This is a genomic window from Bacillus luti (genome assembly GCF_001884105.1).
GTDB classification, from domain to species: domain Bacteria; phylum Bacillota; class Bacilli; order Bacillales; family Bacillaceae_G; genus Bacillus_A; species Bacillus_A luti.
On the sequence record NZ_MACI01000057.1, the window covers coordinates 112,192 to 136,574 of the forward strand.

19 protein-coding genes are annotated in these 24,383 nt (G+C 36.5%); 14 read left to right on the top strand and 5 right to left on the bottom strand.

Annotated features, from left to right (window positions below; genetic code table 11):
* Positions 1–52 precede the first annotated feature (52 nt).
* Both argH and BAQ48_RS13105 read left to right on the top strand, forming a co-directional pair.
* Positions 53–1,561 (top strand): argininosuccinate lyase, encoded by a 1,509-nt coding sequence (gene argH, locus BAQ48_RS13100; protein ID WP_071711410.1) that lies wholly within the window; start codon positions 53–55, stop codon positions 1,559–1,561.
* 66 nt (positions 1,562–1,627) lie between these two features.
* Positions 1,628–2,461, top strand: coding sequence for a GNAT family N-acetyltransferase (locus BAQ48_RS13105; protein ID WP_071711411.1), 834 nt, complete (start codon positions 1,628–1,630; stop codon positions 2,459–2,461).
* Between the two features lie 35 nt (positions 2,462–2,496).
* On the opposite strand, the gene BAQ48_RS13110 is transcribed toward BAQ48_RS13105, so the two are convergent.
* The gene (locus BAQ48_RS13110) at positions 2,497–3,246 is read right to left on the bottom strand and encodes a (S)-benzoin forming benzil reductase (protein WP_071711412.1); all 750 of its coding nucleotides are present in this window, start codon (positions 3,244–3,246) and stop codon (positions 2,497–2,499) included.
* A 116-nt stretch (positions 3,247–3,362) separates the two neighbouring features.
* Between BAQ48_RS13110 and BAQ48_RS13115 the strand changes: the two genes are divergently transcribed.
* From BAQ48_RS13115 to BAQ48_RS13155, 9 genes are all read left to right on the top strand, one after another.
* A complete protein-coding gene (locus BAQ48_RS13115) occupies positions 3,363–10,835 on the top strand; it encodes a DUF7507 domain-containing protein (RefSeq protein WP_071711413.1) in 7,473 nt (2,490 codons plus the stop codon).
* Positions 10,836–11,105: 270 nt separating this feature from the next.
* Positions 11,106–11,447: an ASCH domain-containing protein gene (locus BAQ48_RS13120; protein WP_071711414.1), complete on the top strand. Its 342-nt coding sequence runs from the start codon at positions 11,106–11,108 to the stop codon at positions 11,445–11,447.
* The gene (locus tag BAQ48_RS13125; protein WP_071711415.1) at positions 11,444–11,839 is read left to right on the top strand and encodes an NUDIX hydrolase; all 396 of its coding nucleotides are present in this window, start codon (positions 11,444–11,446) and stop codon (positions 11,837–11,839) included. The genes BAQ48_RS13120 and BAQ48_RS13125 overlap by 4 nt, the downstream gene beginning before the upstream one ends.
* An 86-nt stretch (positions 11,840–11,925) precedes the next feature.
* Complete coding sequence (locus BAQ48_RS13130) at positions 11,926–12,546, top strand: acetate uptake transporter (RefSeq protein WP_000070936.1); 621 nt, start codon at positions 11,926–11,928, stop codon at positions 12,544–12,546.
* A 140-nt stretch (positions 12,547–12,686) separates the two neighbouring features.
* Complete coding sequence (locus tag BAQ48_RS13135; protein ID WP_071711416.1) at positions 12,687–13,130, top strand: flavodoxin; 444 nt, start codon at positions 12,687–12,689, stop codon at positions 13,128–13,130.
* Positions 13,131–13,146: 16 nt separating this feature from the next.
* Positions 13,147–14,046 (top strand): WD40/YVTN/BNR-like repeat-containing protein, encoded by a 900-nt coding sequence (locus BAQ48_RS13140; protein WP_071711417.1) that lies wholly within the window; start codon positions 13,147–13,149, stop codon positions 14,044–14,046.
* Between the two features lie 216 nt (positions 14,047–14,262).
* Positions 14,263–14,463, top strand: coding sequence for a cold shock-like protein CspB (gene cspB / locus BAQ48_RS13145; protein WP_001179150.1), 201 nt, complete (start codon positions 14,263–14,265; stop codon positions 14,461–14,463).
* A 186-nt stretch (positions 14,464–14,649) separates the two neighbouring features.
* A complete protein-coding gene (locus tag BAQ48_RS13150) occupies positions 14,650–15,495 on the top strand; it encodes an exonuclease (protein ID WP_071711418.1) in 846 nt (281 codons plus the stop codon).
* A gap of 336 nt (positions 15,496–15,831) precedes the next feature.
* On the top strand, positions 15,832–16,179 hold the full coding sequence (locus BAQ48_RS13155) for a hypothetical protein (protein ID WP_071711419.1): 348 nt from the start codon (positions 15,832–15,834) through the stop codon (positions 16,177–16,179).
* 301 nt (positions 16,180–16,480) lie between these two features.
* Here the strand turns inward: BAQ48_RS13155 and BAQ48_RS13160 are convergent, their stop codons facing one another.
* Together BAQ48_RS13160 and BAQ48_RS13165 are read right to left on the bottom strand one after the other, a co-directional pair.
* Entirely contained in the window at positions 16,481–17,572 is a 1,092-nt protein-coding gene (locus tag BAQ48_RS13160; RefSeq protein ID WP_000345024.1) for a DUF3900 domain-containing protein, read from the bottom strand.
* A 116-nt stretch (positions 17,573–17,688) separates the two neighbouring features.
* Positions 17,689–18,018 (bottom strand): hypothetical protein, encoded by a 330-nt coding sequence (locus BAQ48_RS13165; RefSeq protein WP_071711420.1) that lies wholly within the window; start codon positions 18,016–18,018, stop codon positions 17,689–17,691.
* A 443-nt stretch (positions 18,019–18,461) separates the two neighbouring features.
* On the opposite strand from BAQ48_RS13165, the gene BAQ48_RS13170 reads away from it, so the two are divergent.
* The gene (locus tag BAQ48_RS13170) at positions 18,462–19,373 is read left to right on the top strand and encodes a VanW family protein (RefSeq protein ID WP_071711421.1); all 912 of its coding nucleotides are present in this window, start codon (positions 18,462–18,464) and stop codon (positions 19,371–19,373) included.
* Between the two features lie 174 nt (positions 19,374–19,547).
* The gene (locus BAQ48_RS13175) at positions 19,548–20,456 is read left to right on the top strand and encodes a VOC family protein (RefSeq protein WP_071711422.1); all 909 of its coding nucleotides are present in this window, start codon (positions 19,548–19,550) and stop codon (positions 20,454–20,456) included.
* Between the two features lie 51 nt (positions 20,457–20,507).
* Here BAQ48_RS13175 and BAQ48_RS13180 read toward each other — a convergent pair whose 3' ends face one another.
* Entirely contained in the window at positions 20,508–21,026 is a 519-nt protein-coding gene (locus tag BAQ48_RS13180) for a GNAT family N-acetyltransferase (RefSeq protein WP_071711423.1), read from the bottom strand.
* Between the two features lie 566 nt (positions 21,027–21,592).
* Between BAQ48_RS13180 and BAQ48_RS13185 the strand changes: the two genes are divergently transcribed.
* On the top strand, positions 21,593–22,948 hold the full coding sequence (locus tag BAQ48_RS13185; RefSeq protein ID WP_071711424.1) for an RNA-guided endonuclease TnpB family protein: 1,356 nt from the start codon (positions 21,593–21,595) through the stop codon (positions 22,946–22,948).
* Positions 22,949–23,215: 267 nt separating this feature from the next.
* Here BAQ48_RS13185 and BAQ48_RS13195 read toward each other — a convergent pair whose 3' ends face one another.
* A complete protein-coding gene (locus BAQ48_RS13195; RefSeq protein ID WP_071711425.1) occupies positions 23,216–23,752 on the bottom strand; it encodes a DinB family protein in 537 nt (178 codons plus the stop codon).
* Positions 23,753–24,383 lie beyond the last annotated feature (631 nt).

Here is a 24,383-nt window from a genome sequence, read left to right on the forward strand (position 1 = left end):
GCCATCTCTGGGTATGATGGGTAGTAATACTTAGGTGAGAGGGGAAAAGGTGATGAAACAAAGTAAAGAAGAGTTTATAAAGAGTGAAGGCGCTGATTTCCCTGGGAAAACATATGTAGATTGCGTATTACAACATGTATTTGAATTTCAGCGTAACTACTTATTGAAAGATATGTTTCAAGTGCACAAAGCGCATATTACGATGCTAACGGAAGAAAATTTAATGAAAAAGGAAGAAGCTAAAGTTATATTAAACGCACTAAAGAAGATAGAAGGAATGTCAAAAGATCAATTGCTATATACAGAGCAACATGAAGATCTCTTTTTTTTAGTAGAACATTTAATTTTTCAAGAAGCAAAATGTGATTTTGTAAGTAATATGCATATTGGTAGAAGTAGAAATGATATGGGCGTTACGATGTATCGTATGAGTTTAAGGCGATATGTACTAAGGTTAATGGAACATCATTTATTATTGCAAGAAAGTATATTGCAACTTGCAGATGATCATAAGGAAACAATTATGCCAGCTTATACACATACACAACCAGCACAGCCAACAACATTTGGTCATTATACATTAGCGATTTATGATACGATGCAAAGAGATTTAGACCGAATGAAAAGAACGTACAAACTTTTAAATCAGTCCCCAATGGGAGCAGCTGCTCTTTCTACAACAAGTTTCCCAATTAAACGAGAACGAGTTGCCCATTTACTTGGATTTACAAATGTAATCGAGAATTCATATGATGCAGTTGCTGGAGCGGATTATTTATTAGAGGTTAGCTCGTTACTTATGGTAATGATGACAAATACGAGTAGATGGATTCATGATTTATTATTATTAGCGACGAAAGAATATGAGGGTATTACTGTTGCGAAGCCATATGTACAAATTAGTAGTATTATGCCGCAAAAACGAAATCCGGTTTCAATTGAGCATGCGCGTGCTATTACGAGTAGCGCTTTAGGAGAAGCATTTACAGTGTTTCAAATGATTCATAATACACCATTTGGTGACATTGTCGATACGGAAGATGACTTGCAGCCGTATTTATATAAAGGAATCGAAAAGACCATTCGTGTTTTTTGTATAATGAATGCAGTCATTCGAACGATGAAAGTAGAAGAGGAAACGTTAAAAAGTCGTTCCTATAAACATGCAATTACGATAACTGATTTTGCAGATGTTTTAACAAAAAACTATGACATTCCGTTTCGGCAAGCGCATCATGCAGCAAGTGCGATTGCAAATATGTCATTGGAGCAGAAAAAAGAGCTTCATGAATTACATTTGAAAGATGTTAATGTATACTTACAAGAAAAATTAAAAATAAATTTATTAGAAAAAGAGTGGAAAGAAATTATATCGCCAGAAGAGTTTATTCAAAAGAGAAATGTATACGGTGGACCGAGTAAAAAAGAAATGGAGCGCATGATTAAAAAACGAAAAGAGTCGTTTCAAAAAGAAGAAGAGGTATTTGAAAAGGAAAAACAGAGAATTTTACAAGCTGAAAATGATTTGAATGCGTTAGTTTTGAATATTATTGAATCGTAAAAGAAGGATTTAATGAATTAATCGCCAATACGTAATTAAACTATAAATAGAGAGAAGAGATTGTCGATGATTCAATTACATGTATATGAAGAGATACTTAATTTTAAAGAAGAGGTTACACCATTTTTAGAAGAGAATGCGCAAGAAAATAATTTAATGTTAGGTGTTTTACAAGATATTACAGAAGCGGTATTTATGGGTGTAGCGAAACGAGGGGAAGAAATTGCAGTTGTATTTCTTCAAACAGGAGAGAAGATACAAATGATTGTTGCAACTTCTGAAGTTTCGGGAGTTGCAATCGAAGAACTTGCAAAAGAGTTAAAGAAAGTATATCCGGATATTCCCGGATTGATCGGTAATAAAAAAGTTGTACAACAATTAGCGGAAGAGATTGCGACGTTAGAAAATAAGAAAACGAATGTTGTAATGGAGCAAGGGGTGTATGCATTAGAACAAGTTAAGCAGAAGTGGAACAAGGATGGGGTTTTTCGAGAAGTAAACAGTGATGAGCTACCATTAATAGAAAAATGGATATATCAATTTTGCGAAGATGTGAAGCTCCCAACTACACAAGAAGAAGCGGAACAAACGGCACATACATTAATCAATAATCATCATCTATTCGGTCTAGAAGTAGACGGAAAACTTGTTTCTGTAGCTGCAAAAACACGTCCAACTAAAAATAATATAACAGTTAATTTTGTGTATACGCCAAAAGAAGCGCGGAAAAATGGGTATGCATCTAGTTGTGTAGCAGCACTTAGTCAACGTATGTTAGACGAAGGGTACAAGACAACTACGTTATATACTGATTTGGCGAATCCGACATCGAATAAAATTTATCAAGAAATTGGTTATGAGCAAATTGCGGAGTCTGTGCTCATATTTTTAGAGAAGTAAAACAAAAAGGTGTGCTATTTTAGCACACCTTTTTGTTATTCATCAATTCTAATAACCTCGCCTTGAGGGAAGTCCTCAGTTTCTAGTAAGTTACGAATAGCTTTCGCAACATATTCAGGTGATAATAGTTTTCCTTCTTCTTTTAATGCAATGAAGCGGTCCAAATTTATGAAATCTTCTTTATTTGTTTCACGAATTTGTGATTGCATATTTGTATCAACAACACCAGGTGCAAAAGCGACGATTTTTACTGGATATTCTTTTTCCACTTCTTCAGTTGCTACGCACTGTGTAAACATATTTACACCAGCTTTCGTTGTACAATAAGCGCCCCAGCCAAAGTAAGGATTTTTTCCTGCACCAGATGAAATGTTAATAACGCGTTTATCTACTTTCCAGTCTTTCGTATGTTTCATAAACGTAGATGTAAGAATCATAGGTGCAAGTAAATTAATGTGAACGTTCGTAATGAATTGTTCGCTTTCAGCTTTTTCAATTGGCTTCATAGGTGCAACTGTGCCCGCATTATTAATTAAATGAAAAGAGGATACATTGTCTTTTTTTATAGATGAAATGATCTCTTTAAAGTTAGTTTCTAAGTTATGTACATCTTGAAGATCTAGGGAATGAAAAATGCAATTGCTGTTATATTGTTCTGCAAGTTTAGTAAGCTCTTTATTTTCTCTTCTAGAAATAGAGATGACAGTTGTATTTTTTTCTAACAATTGCGTGGCAATAGCTTCCCCTAAACCTTGTGAAGTTCCTGTTATAATAACGTAGCGCATAGTTTTATAAACTCCTCTCATATGTGCGGAATTTTGTTGGACAACGTACATCCCATAGGTTGTCTACATTTTATAGTATAGAGCACTTTTTACTATAAATGAAATGAGATGATTGTGTGCCTTTTATAAATCGTTTTACGACAACAGTACCTGGTGCCGTCACGTTCACTGGGAATACGCTGGGGCTTAGCCCTACATCACCTGCACCAGGTAATATTTTTGGTACACTTGCTGTGTTTACGACAGTAAATACAGCACTACAAGTACCAGGATTCCCAGCAGGGACAACAGATGAATGGCAATTGAATTCTTCAAGTGCAATTTTAAATCTTCCAGCGGGAAGCAGTGTGTTATATGCAGAATTAGTTTGGGCTGGTACTTTCCGGACTGATACGGAAGATGTGTTACCATTTTTAAATGATAACATTACATTTACAACGCCAGCAGGGACGTTTTCTGTTACGCCAGATCCTGCTACCGCGCAGCAAGGTTCAGTAGGAAATCAGTTTTATTATGCTCGCTCTGCCAATGTAACGAATCTTGTTAGTGCCGGTGGGGCAGGCACATATACAACGGGTGCTGTGCCTGCTGCAAGAACTTCAGCCGATCCAACAATCAGTCGTTCAGCTGGCTGGACGCTTGAGGTTGTGTATCAAAATGCAAGTTTACCACTTCGAAATTTGTCAGTATATGCAGGTCAAGAGATTATCGATGCTTCATCACCACCAGTTGATGCTACTATTTCGGGATTTGCTACGCCGGCAACAGGAGCTGTAACAGGAAGGGTGCTTGTAACTGCTCAAGAAGGTGATTCTAACATTGTTGGAGATCAACTTCGCTTTGGACCGAATGCAAATGCTACAGTTGCATTATTCGGACCGAGAAACCCTGCGAATAATTTCTTCCAGTCTCAAATTTGTAATGACATTGGAGAGTTAGATACAACCGGGACATTTGGAGATTTGAATCAGCCGTTAGGGATAGCTTTAGCTGTCCGAAGACAAGGATGGGATATTACGAATGTAAATGCCTCTGCATCATTAGTAAATAATCAAACGTCAGCAACGGTTCGATTTGTTACAAATGGAGATGGATACGCTGCAGTTGGTTTTGGTGTTCAAATTGATGCAACAGGTCCAATTATTAATCCTGTTAAATCGGTTAATAGAACAGTCGCAGGGGTAGGGGATACTCTCACTTATACGATTACGGTCCCAAATACAGGGACAGGTAGTGCAGAAAACGTTGTATTACGTGATAGTATTCCGAACGGAACGACGTTTATAACAGGTAGTGTAACAGTAGGTGGAGTAGCACAGCCGAATGCAAACCCTGCTAATGGAATTAATTTAGGTACAATCCCAAATAACACGCAAAGAATTGTTACATTTCAAGTTCGAATAACATCATTCCCGAATCCCAATCCTATTTTAAATCGTGCAATGGTGTCATATCAATTCCGCCCTTTCGTTGGTAGTCCTCCTATTACAAGTACGTCTTCTTCAAACACAGTACAAACGACAGTGAATCAAGCAACTATAAGTATGCAAAAATCTGTAGATTTACAGACGGCAACGCTTAATGATGTATTAACGTACACAGTTAATGTCACAAATAATGGAAACGTTACTGCAAACAATGTTATTTTTGTTGATAGTATACCTGCTGGAACAACATTTGTTCCAAATAGCGTTACAGTGAATGGAGTAGCACGTCCAGGAGCGAATCCAGCAAGTAGTATTAATCTAGGAAGTATTAATGCTTCGCAAACGACTGTAGTGCGCTTTCAAGTTCGAGTAACATCTAATCCTCTTGTCAATCCAATTCCCAATCGTGCAAGTGCAACATTTAACTTTACTCCAGTACCTGGTCAACAGCCAGTTTCAGGGCAAGCGACAAGTAATACTGTAGTTACGACTATCAATATAGCTGATATAAGAACGAGAAAGACTGTGGATAAAGCTTTTGCGACAGTTAATGACGTTCTTACGTACACCGTTACAATTGAGAATAATGGAAACGTACCTGCGACGAATGTTGTTTTTCAAGATCCAATCCCAATTGGAACGACTTTTATTGCAAATAGTGTAACTATAGATGGAATTTCGCAACCTGGAGCAAATCCGGCAACTGGGTTTACAGTTGCTAACATATCTCCAGGTGGGAGTAGGACAGTTATATTTCAAGTACGAGTAACTTCTACGCCATCAGGAGGTACGATCGCGAATCGCGGAAATGTATCTGCTAATTTCGTCGTTATTCCGAATCAACCACCAGTAACGATTAATAGACAAACGAATACAGTTGTGACACAAGTTAATACAGGCGGTTTAAATGTAATAAAAGAAGTGAATACAACACAAGCGGCAGTAGGCGACACTTTAACATACACAATTGCCGTTCAAAATACAGGGAATGTTCCGTTAACAAATGTGTTTTTCCAAGACACTATTTCTTCAGCTGTTTCTTTCGTTGCAAATTCTGTAACAATTAATGGAGTAGCTCAAAGTGGATTGAATCCGAATACAGGATTTTCTCTTCCCAATATTCCTGCGGCTCAAACAGTTGTAGTCACATTTGACGTATTAATTGTACAGGATCCAGAAAATGAAGATATTTTAAATCAAGCAAATGTAACAGCCAGTTTTCAAGTGAATCCGAGCGAACCGCCAGTAACAATCAATGTTCCGAGTAATGTTGTGAATACGACAGTACAATCAGGGAACTTTGAAGTTGTGAAAGCGGTGAATACGAATATTGCAACGGTAGGGGATGTTTTAGTATATACAATTGAAATCATAAATGCAGGTAGTGTACCAGCTACAAATGTATTTTTCCAAGATTCAATTCCACAAGGGACATTATTTATTGAAAACAGTGTATTTGTTAATGGTGTTTTACAAGAAGGGGCAGATCCAGAACTTGGATTCCCATTAAATAATTTGCCTGCTGGCGCTAGTGTTATTGTTACGTTTGAAGTGTTAATTGATGAAATTCCCCAAGGAAATAATGTCGTAAATAATGCGAATGTAACTGGAGATTTCCTTGTAAATCCAACAGAGCCACCGATTACTGTAACGGTACCAAGTAATACTGTTATGACAGTCGTGAATTCTTCGGGGTTAAATGTAATGAAAAGTGTAAGCGCTACTGAGGCAGGAGTAGGAGATACGTTAACGTATACAGTTCGTATACAAAATAGTGGGACAGTAGCAGCAACAAATGTATCATTCCTTGATCCGATTCCTTCTGGAACAACGTTTGTAGCAAATAGTGTAACAATAAACGGGACACCTCAACCAGGTTTAAGCCCAACAACTGGATTTCCACTTGCTAATATTCCAGTAGGAGGTATGGTGACGGTCACTTTTCAAGTGACAATCACGAGTGTACCACCAAATAGAGTTCTTCCGAATAATGCGAATGTAACTGCTGATTTCCAAGTAAGTCCTCTCCAGCCACCAATTACAATTGTAACGATTAGTAATATTGTAGTGACGCGAGTGAATGTAGGATCACTTAATGTAATGAAGAGTGTGAATACACCACAAGCCGGTGTAGGAGATACGTTAACGTATACGATTCTTATTCAAAATACAGGAACTGTTCCTGCAACGAATATTGTTTTTCAAGATCCAATTCCGTCTGGTACTGCGTTTGTAGCAAATAGTGTGACGATAAATGGAGTCGTACAGCAAGGTGCGGATCCTATGGCAGGTTTCCCAGTACCAAATATTCCGGTCGGGCAAACGGCTACGATTACGTTTCAAGTTACAGTGACGAGTGTTCCGAGCGGTGGAAATGTTAGAAACCAATCGAACATTACTGCAAGTTTTCTTATAAATCCAGCAAACCCTCCGATAACGACTGTTACAAATAGTAATTTTGTAGTGACGCAAGTAAACACAGCGCAATTAAATATACAAAAATCTTCATCTGTACAACAAGCAGCACTTGGAGAAACTTACACGTATTCTGTTATCATTCGAAATAACGGCACAGTAACAGCAACGAATGTCTCTTTCATTGATCCAATTGCTCCAGAAACAACATTTGTAGCAAATAGTGTAACGATAGATGGAACGCCACAACCTGGATTTGACCCAAATGTCGGTTTCCCACTTCCTAATATTGCAGCTGGAACATCATTGACAGTAACGTTCCAAGTTACGGTAGTTGCACCGACTACGCGTGGCGCGGTATTAAATACAGCATCTGCTACAGCCACTTTCTTATTAAATCCTTTACAACCCCCCGTAACAACAACGAACTCAAGTAATACAACGGTAGTTACAATACCGTTACCTCCTCCTGGTGAAGTAACAGCAACAAAAACAGTTGACGTTGCAACTGGAGCGGTTGGGGATGTATTAACGTATACTGTGCTCATTTCAAACGTAGGAATTATACCAGTTACAGATGTGTTCTTCCAAGATGTCATACCAGAAGGAACGACATTTGTAGAAGATAGTGTAACGATAGGTGGGGTGCAGCAACTTGGTTTGAATCCAGAAATAGGATTTACAGTTACGCCATTATTAATTAATGGTGGAAGTATTGAGGTAAAGTTCCAAGTGACGATTACAGAAATTCCAGATAATGAAGTTATATTAAATGATGCAGACGTTACATTTACTTCGCAACCAAATCCGCAGGAACCACCGATTACGGAAACGATATTAACGAATTTAGTCGTTACGACAATTAATATAGCGTTTATCTTTCCATTGAAACTAGTAGATAAAGAAGTAGCGACTGTAGGAGAAATATTAACTTATGATGTATTTATCTTTAATTTTGGAACAGTGCCAGCAACCAATGTTCAATTTATTGATACGACTTCCGAAGGTGTAGCGTTTGTACCAGGAAGTGTGAGCATAAACGGGGTACCTGCACCAGGATTAGATCCTTTCATCGGTTTTACAGTTCCAAATATACCTGTAGATAATTTTGTACTTGTCACATATCAGGAAGTGGTTACAAGCGTACCAGAAGGTGGAACAATAGTTAATTTTGTAGACGTTACAGCTACATTTGCAGTAAGTGAAACAGAGCCGCCTATTACGGAAACGACAACAAGTAACACGACATTAACAGAAATAAATGAGCCTGGTTTAAATGTATTAAAATCAGTAAGTCAGCCGGTTGTGGCGGTAGGCGATACAATCACATATACAACAGTAGTTCAAAATACAGGGACAGTGACAGCAACGAATGTTCAATATAATGATGTACTACCTTCTTCTATAGCATTCGTACCGAACAGTGTAACGATAGACGATGTGTTACAACCTGGATTCAATCCGAATAATGGATTCCCGCTTCCAGATATAAATCCAGGTGAAAGTGTAGAAGTAACATTCCAAGTAACCGTTGTTAGTGTTCCATCAAACGGAACAATTGCCAATACGGCAAATGTAATAGGAAGTTTTGTATTAGTACCAGGAGAACCACCAGTTATAGTAAACCAACCGAGCAATACAACACTTACAACTGTAAATAGAGGGCGATTTAGTGTTATTAAACAAGTAAATAGGGCTGCTACTCTCGTTGGAGATGTGTTAACGTATACAGTTCAAATAACGAATACAGGAACAGTAACAGCTAATGATGTTCAGTTTGTTGATACCATTTCAGCAGGAGCGTCATTTGTACAAAATAGTGTAACGATAAATGGAGCCCTGCAACCAAACTTAAATCCGATTAGTGGCTTTGGAGTTGGGGATATACCAGTTGGTGAAACGGTTATCGTGACGTTTCAAGCGACAGTTACAACCATCCCGTCATCAGGAACGATTACGAACGTTGCAAATATAACAGGAAGCTTTGTATTAGTGCCAGGAGAGCCACCAGTTGTAGTAACAGAGCCGAGTAATACGACGATAACAACGGTAAATAGAGGACGCTTTAATGTTATAAAAACCGTGAATAAGCAAGCGACACGTTTAGGAGATACGTTAACGTATAGTGTGCAAGTTACAAATACGGGAACGGTAACAGCGACGAATGTTCAGTTTATCGATGTTCCATCACCTAGTTTAGAATTCGTTCCTGGAAGTGTACAAATAAATGGAATTCCGCAAGTAGGATTAGATCCATTTGTAGGCTTTTCATTACCGGATCTTGCAGTAGGGGATAGCGTATTAATTACATTTGAAGTAAATGTAATCGCAATTCCGCCTTCTAGTAGCATCATGAATACAGCGCGAGTAACGGGTGATTTTGAATTGATTCCAGGAGAACCTCCGTTTACAATTACGAATTCAAGTAATACGACAGTCACACCAGTAAATAGAGGCAGTTTAGAGATGCAAAAGGAAGTAGACAATCCAATTGTTGGAGTAGGAGAAACGGTAACGTATACTGTTCGTATATTAAATACTGGTACTGCAGATGCGATGAATGTTCAATTTATAGATGTGTTATCTCAGGAAGCTGATTTTGTTCCAAATAGTGTAACGATAAATGGAGTTCCGCAGCCAGGGTTAAATCCACAGGTTGGATTTACGATACCAGACATTCCAGTCGGTGAGACGGCGATTGTAACATATGAAGCTACGATTACAAGTTTTCCAGAGGGTGGTACAGTAGTGAACGTTGCTGGGGTGTTAGCAGAATATATTTTAGTACCAGGAGAGCCGCCAGTTACAGTGATGGATACGAGCAATACAGTTATTGTGACGGTAAATACTGCAATCTTATTTGTTGCAAAAGGAGCAAACTTTGAAGTAGCAATGGTAGGAGATGTTGTCACTTACGGAATTGCCGTTATAAATGACAGTACAGTTCCTGTGACTAATATTGTTTTAATAGATATCATTGATCCGAATACGTTCTTTATAAATGGAACGGTAACGGTAAATGATGTACCTCTTCCATTTGCCAATCCGAATACTGGTATTCCATTAGGTGATTTTCAGCCAAATGATGCAGCAATTATTAATTTTCAAGTTGTAATAACAGGAGGGCAAATAAATAACTTAGTCACAAATACAGCGACGGCGAGTGGGCTTGCTACGGTTAACCCTAACGAACCGCCGATAATAGTTGAAGGAGAGAGTAATACAGTCGTAATTCCATTTATAATACCGAACGTTTCGACGACTGTAGTAAAAACAGCAGATCAACAAACAGCAACGATTGGAGATGTCATTACGTTTACGACAGTTATTACAAATACGGGTGATACAGTAATGCAAAATATCCGTTTTCAAGATATGTTAGATAGTAGTGTTCGATTTGTTCCGGGAAGTGTAACAGTTGATAATACGCCAGTGCCAAATGTAAGCCCAGTATCAGGATTTCTCATAGGCAGTTTAAATCCGGGTGAAGCACGCAAGGTTTCGTTCCAAGTAGTAGTTGAGAGCTCACCAAGTGGTTCGGGGAATTATATTAATCAAGCCAGTATTCGCTTTGAATATGAAGTAGGAACAGTGTTACCGCCTGTTACACAAATAACAGAAAGCAACATGGTTGTAATACCGTTTGTTCCAACGATAGAACAAATTTGCGCAACAAATTTTCATTGTTTGGAGAAATTTCATTTTCAATGTTCTCTATGTGATCACTTGAAAATAAATAGAAAATAAATATAAAAAGGGCATCTTGAAACAATTGGATGCTCTTTTTATATGTGTCGAACATGTAGATTCTTCTCCTAATGAGCAAAACGTATCTGTTTTTTATTTCATTTCATGGTTCCGAGAAAAAATAGTTGTACCTACTTTACTATAAGTATAAGCACCAATATCATATTTACTATATTCGTTTTTTTATATAACATGAGTATTTAGCCTTCTTTCTCAAGCAAGTAATTTGAACGGTGTTAGTAGGTGGAATGAATAAAGGGAGTGGAATGTATGCAATACGAAATGGGGTTATATAATAAACCTTTTCAATCAATTCAATCAGGAAAAAAAGTGTATGAAGTACGGTTATACGACCGAAAACGTCAACTTATAAAAGAAGGTGATGAAATCGTATTTACGAACCTTACGACAGCAGAAACGATGGCTGTAAAAGTAACGAAAATAAAACGATACAAAAGTTTTAAAGTAATGTACGAACAAATTGATAAAAAATTATTGGATTGTGAAAAGGATAGTTTAGAGGAAATGCTAGAAAGCACATACAAAATATATACGAAAGAGCAGGAAGAAAAGTGGGGAACAGTTGCGATCGGTATTGAGGTAATAAAGTGATAAGAAATCGCGGTGCGGCTATCATTGTGCAGGACGGAAACATTGCCCTTATTAAACGTATTCGAGAAAATGAAACGTATTATGTTTTTCCAGGCGGAGGAATTGAGGAAGGTGAAACACCTGAAGAGGCAACGAAGCGAGAGGCATATGAAGAATTAGGGATACATATAGAAGTGAGGCGCCTTATTGCAAAGGTGAAGTATAAAGGCACCGAATATTATTATGAAGCCTATATTACGGATGGATTCTTCGGAAACGGAAAAGGGGAGGAGTTTAAGCGGAAAGATAGAGGAAGTTATATTCCGTTATGGATGCCAATAAAAGAGTTGGAAAATGTGAATGTAAAACCTTACGAATTGGTCGAAAGCATATTTGATTATTATAAGATATAAGGTCTGACAACATACAAAAAAAACCATTGACATAGCCTCCTGATTTAAGTATTGTATTCGAGTATGTTTATAATCAGGAGGTTTATATGAGCAATCAAACTACTACACATCATGTGAAAATGACAACAGCAGATCCATCTGGAATTGGTCTATTTGGATTAGCAATGGTAACTCTTGTAGCATCATCTCAAAAGTTAGGTTTAACAGATGGCGTTTCACTTGTATTACCATGGGCAATCTTTTTAGGAGGATTTGCACAAATCTTTGCTTGCATTCACGATGCAAAGCATAACAATACATTTGGTACGACAGCATTTGGTGCGTACGGCCTATTTTGGTTAGGTGTTGGAATGACTTGGTTAATTCAACTTGGAGTATTTGGCGAAAAATTAGCACAAGCTGCAGATTCAAAACAGCTTGGTGTAGCCTTTATCGGATATTTAATTTTTACAATATTTATGACGATTGGTGCAATGGAAACACATAAAGTATTATTTATGATTTTCGTACTTATTGATTTCTTATTTATTGGTCTTTCATTAAGTACTTTAGGTGTTATGCCGCACGCAATGCATAATTTAGCAGCATATTCTGAACTATGTATTTCATTATTATCTTTCTATGGTTCAGCAGCAGCAGTGTTAAATACACACTTCGGAAAAGTTGTTTTACCAGTCGGAAAGCCATTTGGTATTTTTAAAAAGTAATAAAAAAAGCACAGATGTTTGTATAGACATCTGTGCTTTTTTATATGGAATAAACAAAAATAAAAAATATAATTGAAATTGATTCTCATTATTAATATAATGAGAATGAGAATCATTTATTGTTAGAGGGGGATGCCAAGGTGGCGAAAATTTTAATAGCATATGCAAGTATGTCAGGAAATACAGAGAGTATTGCTGATTTAATTAAAGTAAGTTTAGATGCTTTTGATCATGAAGTAGTATTGCAAGAGATGGAAGGCATGGATGCTGAAGAATTGTTAGCTTATGATGGAATCATTTTAGGATCTTATACGTGGGGCGATGGTGAACTACCATTTGAAGCGGAAGATTTTCATGAGGACTTAGAAAATATAGATTTAGCAGGGAAAAAAGTAGCAGTATTCGGATCAGGTGATACGGCCTATGAGCTGTTTTGTGAAGCGGTGACAATATTTGAAGAACGTCTCGTAGAACGTGGTGCAGAACTTGTACAAGAAGGATTGAAAATTGAATTAGCTCCAGAAGATGAAGAGGATATCGAAAAATGCAGTAACTTTGCAATTGCATTTGCTGAGAAGTTCTAAGAATGGGAGTGTCAACGTGGAGACAATGTTAAGTGCAACTGCTATTACAGAGTTAAGAGATGGAAAACTATTGTTAGCTACTACATATAATGGCTTATTCATTGAACAAGATGGAGAATGGAAAAAGATTTTAAATGGATTTCAAAAACGAATTCGAGATTTACATAGTGAAGGTAACGTAGTTTACGGAGTAGGAGACGAAGGCGTTTTTATTCGTAGTATGAATGGTGGAAGCGCATGGGAGGTTCGGCGTTTCCCGACGAAAGCAACGAGCTGGAATGTGCGCAGTAATAAGAATGGAATAGTGGTTGCTCATGGAGATAAAACACTGTACCATTCTAATAATTTCGGCTCTACATGGGAGACCATTCATCCATTTCTTGATTACGGCAGTGATGCACCGTCTATTCGTTCGTTATTTTTATATAAACATTACTTATTTATCGGTACGAAGATACATGCTAAATATGGTGGAGTTTGGCTTTTTGATTTAGAGACACGTAAATTAAAAAGAATTAAAATAGCGAAGAATCAAATGATTTCTGCGTTGACTATATATAATTCTTATTTAGTAGCGGCAAGTGGATCATGTAAAGGAATAAGTGGAAATATTTCATTTTGCAAAATAGATGAAAGTATTGAGAGCGAAAAAACATATTGGCACACATGTCAAAGCGAGCAGAAAGCGAGTAGCTATTTAGACTTAAGTGTAGATCAAAATGTACTATATACGACTTCAACACAAAATAAGGCGGGAATTAGTACGATTTGTCGTGTGCACCTTGATGCAGGAATTGTTACAGTATGTGACTCGGTTAAAGGGCATGGTTGGCGTATTGTCAATCAAAAAGAAGGCTATGTTGTAGCTGGATCAGGTGAATCAAAAGCAATGCAGTGGAAGAAAAAAGTTATATAGCAAAAAAAACTTTGCTTTTATTATAGTGATATGATATATTATATCTAAACCATTTTACTTTTAATAATATAGAGATTTAAATGAGCTGTAACTTCCGAGGAGGATAGCAATGTTAAATCTCCTCAGGGGTTGCAGTTTTTTAATGTCTGGCTTATTATTGTAAGGTGGTTGAAAATGAATATGTACATATAGGTACATTGTAGGAGGATTTTTTTCATGCAAAACGGTAAAGTAAAATGGTTTAACTCAGAAAAAGGTTTCGGTTTCATCGAAGTTGAAGGCGGAGAAGACGTATTCGTTCATTTCTCAGCTATCCAAGGCGAAGGCTTCAAAACTTTAGAAGAAGGTCAAGAAGTTACTTTCGAAGTAGAACAAGGTAACCGTGGACCTCAAGCTACTAACGTTAACAAGAAGTAATTTTTGAAAAAAGAAGGGCTTGCCCTTCTTTTTTTTGCATTTTTATTGGTGTCCTCCTACCTATATATAATGATAAGACTGAATTTTCATTTTTTATTCGGATTATTTTTGCATAAAGTACATGAATAAATAAATACTGAAAATAGAGTATTGGTGTGAAAAGGAATTTAGAAAGAGGTAAATAAATTGAAAAACGCTACACATTTTATTGTGTTTGATATAGAGAGAAATTTCAGGCCGTATAAGTCAGAAGATCCGTCAGAGATAGTTGATATCGGAGCTGTAAAAATAGAAATAGGTACAATGAAGATAATTGAAGAATTTTCGGAGTTAGTGAAACCGAGTGCAAGATTAACTCGTCATACAACAAAATTAACTGGAATTACAAAAAAGGATTTAATTGGTGTGGAAAAATTCCCGCAAATTATAGAGAGATTTATTCAGTTTATCGGAGAAGATTCTATATTTGTTACATGGGGAAAAGAAGATTATCACTTTCTATCTCATGATTGTACGTTACACGGTGTAGAATGCCCATGTATGAAAAAAGAGAGAAAATTTGATTTGCAGAAATTTGTTTTCCAAGCGTACGAAGAATTATTTGAGCATACACCAAGTTTACAATTCGCAGTAGAGCAGCTCGGTTTAATATGGGAAGGGAAACAGCACCGAGCTTTAGCAGATGCTGAGAATACAGCAAATATACTTCTTAAAGTATATAGTGAGAGAGATATTACTAAACGATATAAAAGACATGGTGAACTTGAACTTGTAGAGAACGGAAAACTAACAGAAAAAGCGAAAAAAAAGATGCGAAAATGGGTATTTAAAGAAATGAGAAAAAATACAGAGCGTCCTTACGTTTGGAGTACATTTGAAAGTAGTGACACATGGGAAAGTATAACGGAAAGATACTATATAAGTGAATCTACAATAGAACTTCTGAAAAAGCATTTTCGTACGGCGGTTAGAAAAGCGGAAAGACAGATTAGGTATTTGGCTGAGATGGAGGAGAATGCAGAGGTTAAATGACATTCTCCTCTATTTCTAGCTACATAAATTTAACGTCATTGTATTGATGGATGAATAAAATATTCATATTAAATAGTAATTGATTTGTTGTGATTGGACCATTACAATTGCTTTAAAAATTAAGGTGCTGTAAAGATTTTAAGATATATTAAGAGTCTATAGCGATGCAAGAGGAGAGAGTTAAATAGAAGCAATCTTTAACAGTTTTTGCTTTTATTACACCTTCTATAGCGAAGAAGAAAAATTGGGAAAAGCCTAACATCTCTTTAAATCGTGGTGTATTAAAGATTAAAATCGAAGAGTAAGGTAAGAGTTTTATACGAGGGAGATGTGATAATGATAGACTTGGATATCAAAGATGTCACCGTACAGATGGGATTAAACGGAGTCTTTTGGAATGAAGATAAAATTGCTGAAATGACGGTGACTACAAAAGAAGAACATTCTTTTATTCTTCGTCTAGTAGTTGACTTAGAAAGTAAAACGATTCGTGTGATGAAAGCCGAAATGGTGAATGGGTTCTGCCCTCTGTGCAAACAGAAAAGGGATAAATGTAGTGAACTTAATGACCTGCAAAACAAAATGGATATTTTAGAAGAAGTTTACGATTGGGTGAGAGAGCATCCGGAATATCGTTTTCAATTATCTTTTTACGAGTATAATAAATTTGAGGTAGTTAAGTGAAATTTTCATAGTAACAACATACATAGTGATTAAAAGAAAAAACATCAAAAGCTTATAGAAGGACGTGGACAAATACAAATATTGAAGCAAATATTTGTAATGAAAATAAGCTTGTACAACAAGGAAGGAATCTAATTGATCCTGCAACCAATGTTATCTTGGAGCAAAAATAAGCATATCTTGTTATAAAGTAGAAAAACCGATTCTTAGTAGAATCGGTTTTTAATATAAATGTCAACTATGTCCTAAATAAAAGAGCACTTGTTCATAGCGCTCAGTAAAAATAGTTAAATGGAAGAATTTATTCAATCCCGTTCGGATCATAAGAATACTGCTGCTTATTCTCAATCCGCTCAATCACATCTTGTAACTCATCTGGCTTCAGAAACTCAATTGGAGAGAATCCCTTCTCAAATGTAAGTGTGTCAGCCTCAATCATTAATACGTATCGGTCATTTACCTTTGCGATATGTATTTGATCCCCGAAATCAGCAAGTAGTGCCTTCACAGAGATATGATCTGCTTTTAACTTTAATTCCACTTCAGGAGCGTGCTCGACGATTTGAGCAGTCGCTTCCATTACTTCTTCGGTTGAAAACTGTTCCATAATTTCGCGTTTCGGACTAGCAGCCCATACTTCCATCGCTTGGTCGAATTGTTCGCGTTCTTCCGTACCTTCTTCAAATACATCTTCAATTTGGTCGTATACCATGTCCATTACTTGTGTTTTCATAATTTCAGGCATAGAGCGTTCATACTCGACGAATTTTAAGAAGTCTTCAAAATAGCGGGCATGTGATGCTTGGTGTATTTTTAGTTCGCCTACTTCAACCATACCTTCTTCAGGCATGTACGGATATTGGATAGATTTCATGTTTTTTGTTGTGATGGCCATTTCAACGTTACGAATCAGTGTTGATTCATCCGAAATGGAAGCGACTTTCGGTTCGAAGTCACATTTCATTACGAAAACGAATGGATCATCAAAGTATTTGCGTAGTTTTGCCTGCGCGATTAAAAACACACCACCACGTACAGCACTTGTGTCAAGATATGTATAAACGAGAGGTTCGCTCATATCTTTGAAGTTTTCTTTCGTTTCTGCAAAGCGAATGCGATTAAAAAGGTTGTAATGAGGGTTTGAATCAAGTTCGTGCCCTTCTTCTACAATAAAGCGACCGATTTTTGTTGGGGCTTGTTCTGTTTTCGCGTGACGTTCTACTTTTCGCTTTGATATTTTTAATAATTCACCATTCAAAAATTCTTTTAAAGAGCTATCTTCATATTCTTCAGCGTCTAAAGTTTGAAAATGTTTATAGCGTTTATCAACTGCTTCACCTTTTCCTTCTACTTGTACTACATAAAAGGAAAGAAAATTTATTTCAAAATCCATATTTATCACCTTGTTTCATTTCGTTAACTCTTATCAGTATAGAGATGGAGAAAACTTTAGTCAATTTATAGAAGGAAGGAGGAGTCCCTTCCTTCATATATTTTTTATTTTTGAAATTAAAATCCGTCGTCTAGTGCTGAAAATGGAATGTTCAATCTGTTTTCTACTGTACGTAAACGCTGATTTAAGCGGTTTAATCTACGTGTATGACGCTCAACAGTATTTTCTAGTTGACGTACTCTTTGTTCAAGTTCATTTACTCGTCGTTCTAGTTGACGGTTTCCAGTGCCAGGGAAAGAGATTGGAATTTGAAATTGTCGATTTTGTTCATATGGATTCGCTTGCTCTGCTTGATCTATATAAGGTTGGTATTGTGCTTGTAAGTCATATTGTGGTTGTTGGTACGCATATTGATTATATGGATCGTATGGATTGTAGGGATACATAATAACATCCTCCGTTTCTTTAAATTAGGTTAAATTCATCATAATGTATGTGCGAAAGCGGAGCGGCGGCACGGCAAATACCCATATATGCAGAAAGGGAAGAGGGATGTACTTATGGAGAATGGCTAAAAATGTTGAATTCGTATAATAGTTACAGGCTTATGTGGTTGTGTAAAGAGGTAAAACAATAGTGTGTTTCATTTGTATTTCACTTAGTAAATGGTATATACTGGATGGAGATGGTTTACATTAAAGTTACAATGTTATTAAACTCGAAAATTAATATAAATATGTATAGACATTTACAAAAGAAAAGAGTAACTTAAATAGAGTAAAAAATAGCTTGTAACAATTTATAAATATATTGTAAAATGATTGTAATAAAACATACATACAAATGAAATAATACATAAGAGTGATGTTAGGAAAAAGGGGAGAGTATATTGTTCCGTAAAATAAAGGGTATATTGGTTGGGGTATTATGTGTAGCTGTAGTAAGTGGTTGCGGTACGAAAGTAAGTGATGTTGCATTAGTAAGCGATATTGGCGGACACACTGTAGAAGCTAAAGCAGAAGTGCAGGATTCTATTAGTTTAGTTGACGGTCGTACTGGTACTGAAGTGAAAAAATTAGATTTATCGAGTTTAGGTTATTTTGAAGATGAAGCAAAATTTAAAAAATCGGTAACAAAGGTTGCTAGCGAAGTTGGGAAAAGCGTTGACAAAAAGATGGTTCCTTCACGTATAGCTCCTGATGGAAGTTGGCAAGAAGGAAAGCCTTCTTATGAATTAATGGAAAAAGAATTAGTAGATAAGTTATTGAACGTTGGTATGTGGGATTCTTCATACCAGTTGCCAATTACTGAGAAAAAGCCTACCGCAACACTTAGTGATGGGCAAGGAAGTGGTACTGTAGTTGGTAGATATGAAACGAATTTAGGTGGCTCAACAGGTGGTCGAATTGAAAACATTCGTTTATCTGCAGCGAGCATAAACGGAGTTGTATTAGCAAAAGGAGACCGTTTCTCTTTTAATGCATTAATCGGAGATACGACACCAGACAAAGGGTATCAATTAGGAAAAGAAATAGTAGATGGTAAATTAGTAGATGGATATGGCGGTGGTGTTTGTCAAACTTCATCAACTTTATATAACGCAGCGGATCAAGCTGGTTTGAAAATGGTAGAGAGAACGACACACTCTAAAACAGTAGGTTATGTTCCACAAGGAAGAGATGCTACAATTGCATATCCATATTTAGACTTAGTATTTGAAAATACGAATGACGCACCTGTGAAGCTTTATATGGGCATTCAGGGTGGTAAGTTAGTTGCTGAAGTACATAAAATGAGATAAGAGTTATAAAGTCACTTTTTCTGAAAGTTAGAAGAGGTGGCTTTTTTATTATGAAAATAGAAGTATGTATAAATTCTGACTTTTCTTATTTACATAGGATGATTTTGGTTGTATTCTTCATAGTAACGGTTATATGTAATGAGAAAATATTGGGATAAGGAGAGGAAGTTATTTATGGTACAAATTCATCCAAAAACACGTATTGGTCATGTGGAATTTAAAGTGAAAGATTTAAATCGTCAAATTGCTTTCTATGAGAATGTGGTAGGGTTAGAAGTAATTAAACAAGAGGGGAATAAAGCGCATTTAGCTGGAAAAGGTGGTAAGAATACGTTACTTGTTCTTGAAAAGTTAGAGGATGGGGTACTGCAAGAACCACGTACAACGGGTATATATCATGTTGCTTTTTTAGTTCCAACTCGTGAAGATTTTGCTTCGGCACTATTTGGGGTTATTCGCAATAAAAAGGTAATTGACAGTCCGGCTGAGCAAGAAGGACGTTATACATATTCAAATGAAATTTTACCAATTTCAAGGTTTAATAGTGCAAGTGATCATACGTATAGCGAAGCATTTTATTTACAAGATCTAGAAGGAAATGGTATTGAAATTTATGCTGATCGTCCGCGTGATCAATGGGGAGAAGGGCCAGGAGGAAGTACGCCACTGGATTTAAAAGAACTGGCAACACTCGTTGATTATGAGTTTGATGGATTACCTGCAGATACTGTCGTTGGACACGTACATTTACGAATAGCTGATGTAGAGAAATCACATGAGTTTTATGTAGAAACAGTAGGATTTGAAGTGCAGCAGCGTGAAGAAGATTGCTTATTCATTTCTGCAGGAGGATATCATCACCATATCGGTGCAAATACGTGGAATGGAGTAAATAATCCGCACCCACCGACTCATGCAACTGGACTTAAGGTATATACAATTGTATTACCGCATAAAGAAGCGTTAGATGAAGTGAAAGAAAGATTAGTAGAAAAACAGCATGAAATAAATGAAATTTCAAATGGATTTACAGTAGTAGATCCAAGCGGTATTACAGTTCAGTTTGAAATAGAAGTAGTATAAAAGAAGCCAGAAAGTGTGTGTGTAATCACTTTCTGGCTTCTTTTTGATTATTCATAGCTCAATCCAGAACCTTCTTACAACATTACCATTTTCTTCAGTGAAATCTTTATCGCGAAGGCCACCATTATGCAAAATTGTTTTCTCTGAAGCTGTATTCACTTCGTCGCAAACGACAAGTGCTTTCGTAATGTTTAATTCCTTCGTTTTTTCTAATGATAACGCTAGTAACTTCGTAGCATAACCTTTTCTTCTTTCAGAAGGGCGAATGCCATAACCGATATGACCGCCAGCGTTAAACAAATGCTCTGTTAAACTATGACGTATATTAACAGCTCCTACAATTTTATTTTCATCTGTAACGAGCCAATACGTAGAGTCTGGCACCCACGTTTCAGGAATGTTTATTCCGTTATGTGCATCGAGTAATTCTTGAATCATAGAGGGGAAGTTAGAAGGATCTTTTGAAATAACCCACGGAATCATCGTTTCACCGCTATCTTTCCATTCGTTATAAAAATCTAAGTATTCTTCTTGTAAATTGGTAGTAGGTGTAAGTAAAGAGACATTCATTGTTGGCAAGCTCCTTTATTTATGTAGTATTTATAAAAAATTAAAACAAAAAATGAAGGCGTTTTCCTGATTTTCTCAACCTCATTTCATGTAATTCACCTTTGTTTTTAAAGAAAATGAGTAGGCGGTTAAAAATAGAAGTTGTTTATTTTATGTTAATATTTAAAATATTAACATAAAAAGATCGGAGTATTAAGTGTATTTTAGTAAAATTCTTTCATATCGATAAATGGATGTGTGATAATTTATGTTTTATCCTTTTCGGCAAGAAGAATCCATCTGATTTGTGTTACGGGTGAAGCCCAACAATTCAGGTGGAGATGAATTGCCGTCAACAGGTAGACGAAACAATTTTGTTTCTTTTGTCTTACGATATAATCTGCCCTAGATAAGGAGGGAATATATCGTAAGACAACGAAATTAGATAATGATAATCATAATCATTTAGCTACTTGAATCAAAAAGAATTACGATGAAGACCATGTTCACATTTTGTTCCGTTCTAAATATTGATTTGTCAAAAGTAATTAATTGTAATGAACTCTCTAAGAAAGGTGGTGAAAACAATGGCTAGAAAGAAAGCAGTGAAAGTATTACGGAAACAAAAGAAAAGAGAAAATATACAGCGATTCACGCAGAAACAGAATATCGGACGAGCTTGCCTTACTGCAAAAGAATTTCGTTTACTGCAACGCATGTCACGTAGCTCAAAAGCGTTACGAAATGTTGGATTGTACACGATGAAACAAAGTTATTTGACCCATAATAAAATGGCTACTGTAAAAGAAGTGGACAATGCCATGCAGGCTGATATGAACTACTGGGGTGTTCAATCAAACTCTGTTCAAGCGATTCGTAGAGCCTTATTTACAGAAGTGAAGAGCTTTTTTAAAGCGTTGGAACAGTGGAAGAAAAAACCTGAAACCTTCACAGGTCGCCCGAAGTTTCCGAATTACTCTCGTTCAACGGACAAACGAATCATTGAAATCTATCAAGTGCCAAAAGTGGATGAGAACGGATATTGGATCATTCCGATGAATGTTGTATTCAGGAAAAAATTCGGTTCCATTAAAATACGTATGCCTAAAAACGTAAGACATAAACAAATCTCCTACATTGAGATTGTACCGAAGCAAAAAGGTCGGTTCTTTGAGGTGCATTATACATATGAAATGCACATTTCTCAAATGAAGAAACCATCCACGACTACGAGTAACGCTTTGAGTTGCGATTTAGGTGTAGACAGATTGTTAAGTTGTGTGACAAATACAGGTGATGCATTTTTAATTGATGGGAAAAAATTAAAATCTATTAACCAGTACTTCAACAAAATGATACGTAATCTGCAACTAAAAAATGTGGGAAATGGACTTTCTAAACGAATTGTAACGAATAAAATGGCTGCACTTTGGCATAAACGAGAACGACAAATAAATGGTTACATTTCACAAACTGTAGGCCTGTTGTTCAAAAAAGTGAGAGCATACAACATAGATACGGTTGTCGTAGGGTATAACGCTGCTTGGAAACAAAAATCTGATATGGGAAAAAAGAATAATCAAACATTTGTTCAAATCCCATTTCATAAACTGATGGCAGCGATTGAGAATAAATGTGTAAAAGAAGGCATTCGCTTTTTAAAACAAGAAGAAAGCTATACCTCAAAAGCCAGTTTTCTTGATAAAGATCCGGTTCCAGTTTGGTCTAAGGAGGATAGGACCCATTATCGCTTTAGTGGCAAACGAATCACGCGTGGTCTGTACCAAAGTAAAGCAGGAACATGTATCCATGCGGATATTAATGGTGCGCTGAATACATTGGGAAAATCAAAAGTTGTAGAATTAGATGAAAATCTCAAAGTGAAAACGCCGATTCTATTAAAAGTGCAAAAACGTAAGGCTGTTGCTTCGCGCATAGCTTAGTGGGTGCGTCAACTATCCATGTGTACTCGACTTGTCGGGGCTTGTAGCACACGCCGGATTCATCTGAGTGGTGGCTTCTTCTATAAGGAAGAATTGCTCTTTTTTGAAAGGGTGGTGCAAGTGGGAAAACAATCGTTCGTTGCCAGTACCAACCAAAAACATACTTGGGGGTGTTACCATAAGGTGGCATAAATGCTAGAGCGTCAAACTGTCTAGCGATAGACCGAAAAGACCTAGTATTCTAACTCAAGCCCCCACTGAAACGTTTTATCTCAGTGGGGGTAGTTGACTCATTCCCATCAATCGCTTAATTGTTCTTATTTGTCCACGATGATTAATTTCGTCTTCCATAACGTGAAACCACAAGTAGTAATTATTATAAGGCACACCATTATCCCACTTGTTTTCCTCGAATAACCAGCTATCTTGTTTTGATTTCAGATATGTTAGTGTATTTTCTCTAACTTGTGATAATTCATTCAAATAATAATCTAAAGATTGCTTTTTTATTCCTTCCCTTGCTTTGTCTCCAAGTTCTAAAGAAATTCGCCACTTTAGATATTCACTTTCAGTTAAATCCCTTTTTTCAAACGAGATAACTTGATGAACAAACTCCATCGCTGCAATATGTGATAAGAGAGAACCAATAGTGTTTGAATTACCGTTTGGTAAGAAATCTAAATCACTTTGGTTTAAATTGGAGATTTCGCTCAATGTAACATCTCTTGTATGTTCAAGCATTGTTACAAGCTCTCCAATCTTATTTGAATAGTTTTCTCTTGAAATTATTCTATAATCTATCATATATATCCCTCCAATTCATGCTAAGCATAAGTTTACCAATAAAATAAAAAGAACAAAGTCTGTAAATTTATGTAAAATAATGATATAATTTAATTGAATATAAAGAAAAAGGAAACCTGTTTTTATCAGTGTTACCTTTTTCTAATTACACCACGGGGCCACCAACTAAATGTCATAAAAAACACGATAAGACAATATCTCTCAAATATAAAGCCGATTAGATCCGTAAAAAAGTTTAGACTTTTCGCCTAAGTAAAGTCGTTCCATGTAAAATCAACACTCAAGATACCGACAGGATATGAGCTGGCCATATAGTTTCTTCTAGAAGCTAAAGCTAATTTCGGATTACGAAAACAAGTGTCATGACTGTCAAGAAAACATACATCAAGTTTTTCAGAGCTTACATCAATAGCTACGAATAATCTCATGGAAAGGACTTCCTTTCTTTGAGTAGTATTTGGAATGAGCTTGGATACTGTGGGATCTCTCTAGAGTCCAAAACATAGCGACAACCTCGCGTATGAGTATTCAATGATTGCCTTCACCTAAGCTGCCCTCCCACCACTATGAGAGGTAAGTGAAGGAAACCGATACAGCTTGTGCGTATGCAGTGCATTTTGGTCTGGGGCAC

Bases quoted from the DNA above. Each gene is read 5' to 3' on its own strand.
- BAQ48_RS13155 (WP_071711419.1), top strand. From the start codon at position 15,832: ATGATAGACTTGGATATCAAAGATGTCACCGTACAGATGGGATTAAAC.
- BAQ48_RS13110 (WP_071711412.1), bottom strand. From the start codon at position 3,246: ATGCGCTACGTTATTATAACAGGAACTTCACAAGGTTTAGGGGAAGCT.
- BAQ48_RS13105 (WP_071711411.1), top strand. From the start codon at position 1,628: ATGATTCAATTACATGTATATGAAGAGATACTTAATTTTAAAGAAGAG.
- BAQ48_RS13160 (WP_000345024.1), bottom strand. From the start codon at position 17,572: ATGGATTTTGAAATAAATTTTCTTTCCTTTTATGTAGTACAAGTAGAA.
- cspB (WP_001179150.1), top strand. From the start codon at position 14,263: ATGCAAAACGGTAAAGTAAAATGGTTTAACTCAGAAAAAGGTTTCGGT.
- BAQ48_RS13185 (WP_071711424.1), top strand. From the start codon at position 21,593: ATGGCTAGAAAGAAAGCAGTGAAAGTATTACGGAAACAAAAGAAAAGA.
- BAQ48_RS13130 (WP_000070936.1), top strand. From the start codon at position 11,926: ATGAGCAATCAAACTACTACACATCATGTGAAAATGACAACAGCAGAT.
- BAQ48_RS13165 (WP_071711420.1), bottom strand. From the start codon at position 18,018: ATGTATCCCTACAATCCATACGATCCATATAATCAATATGCGTACCAA.
- BAQ48_RS13180 (WP_071711423.1), bottom strand. From the start codon at position 21,026: ATGAATGTCTCTTTACTTACACCTACTACCAATTTACAAGAAGAATAC.
- BAQ48_RS13195 (WP_071711425.1), bottom strand. From the start codon at position 23,752: ATGATAGATTATAGAATAATTTCAAGAGAAAACTATTCAAATAAGATT.
- argH (WP_071711410.1), top strand. From the start codon at position 53: ATGAAACAAAGTAAAGAAGAGTTTATAAAGAGTGAAGGCGCTGATTTC.
- BAQ48_RS13120 (WP_071711414.1), top strand. From the start codon at position 11,106: ATGCAATACGAAATGGGGTTATATAATAAACCTTTTCAATCAATTCAA.
- BAQ48_RS13175 (WP_071711422.1), top strand. From the start codon at position 19,548: ATGGTACAAATTCATCCAAAAACACGTATTGGTCATGTGGAATTTAAA.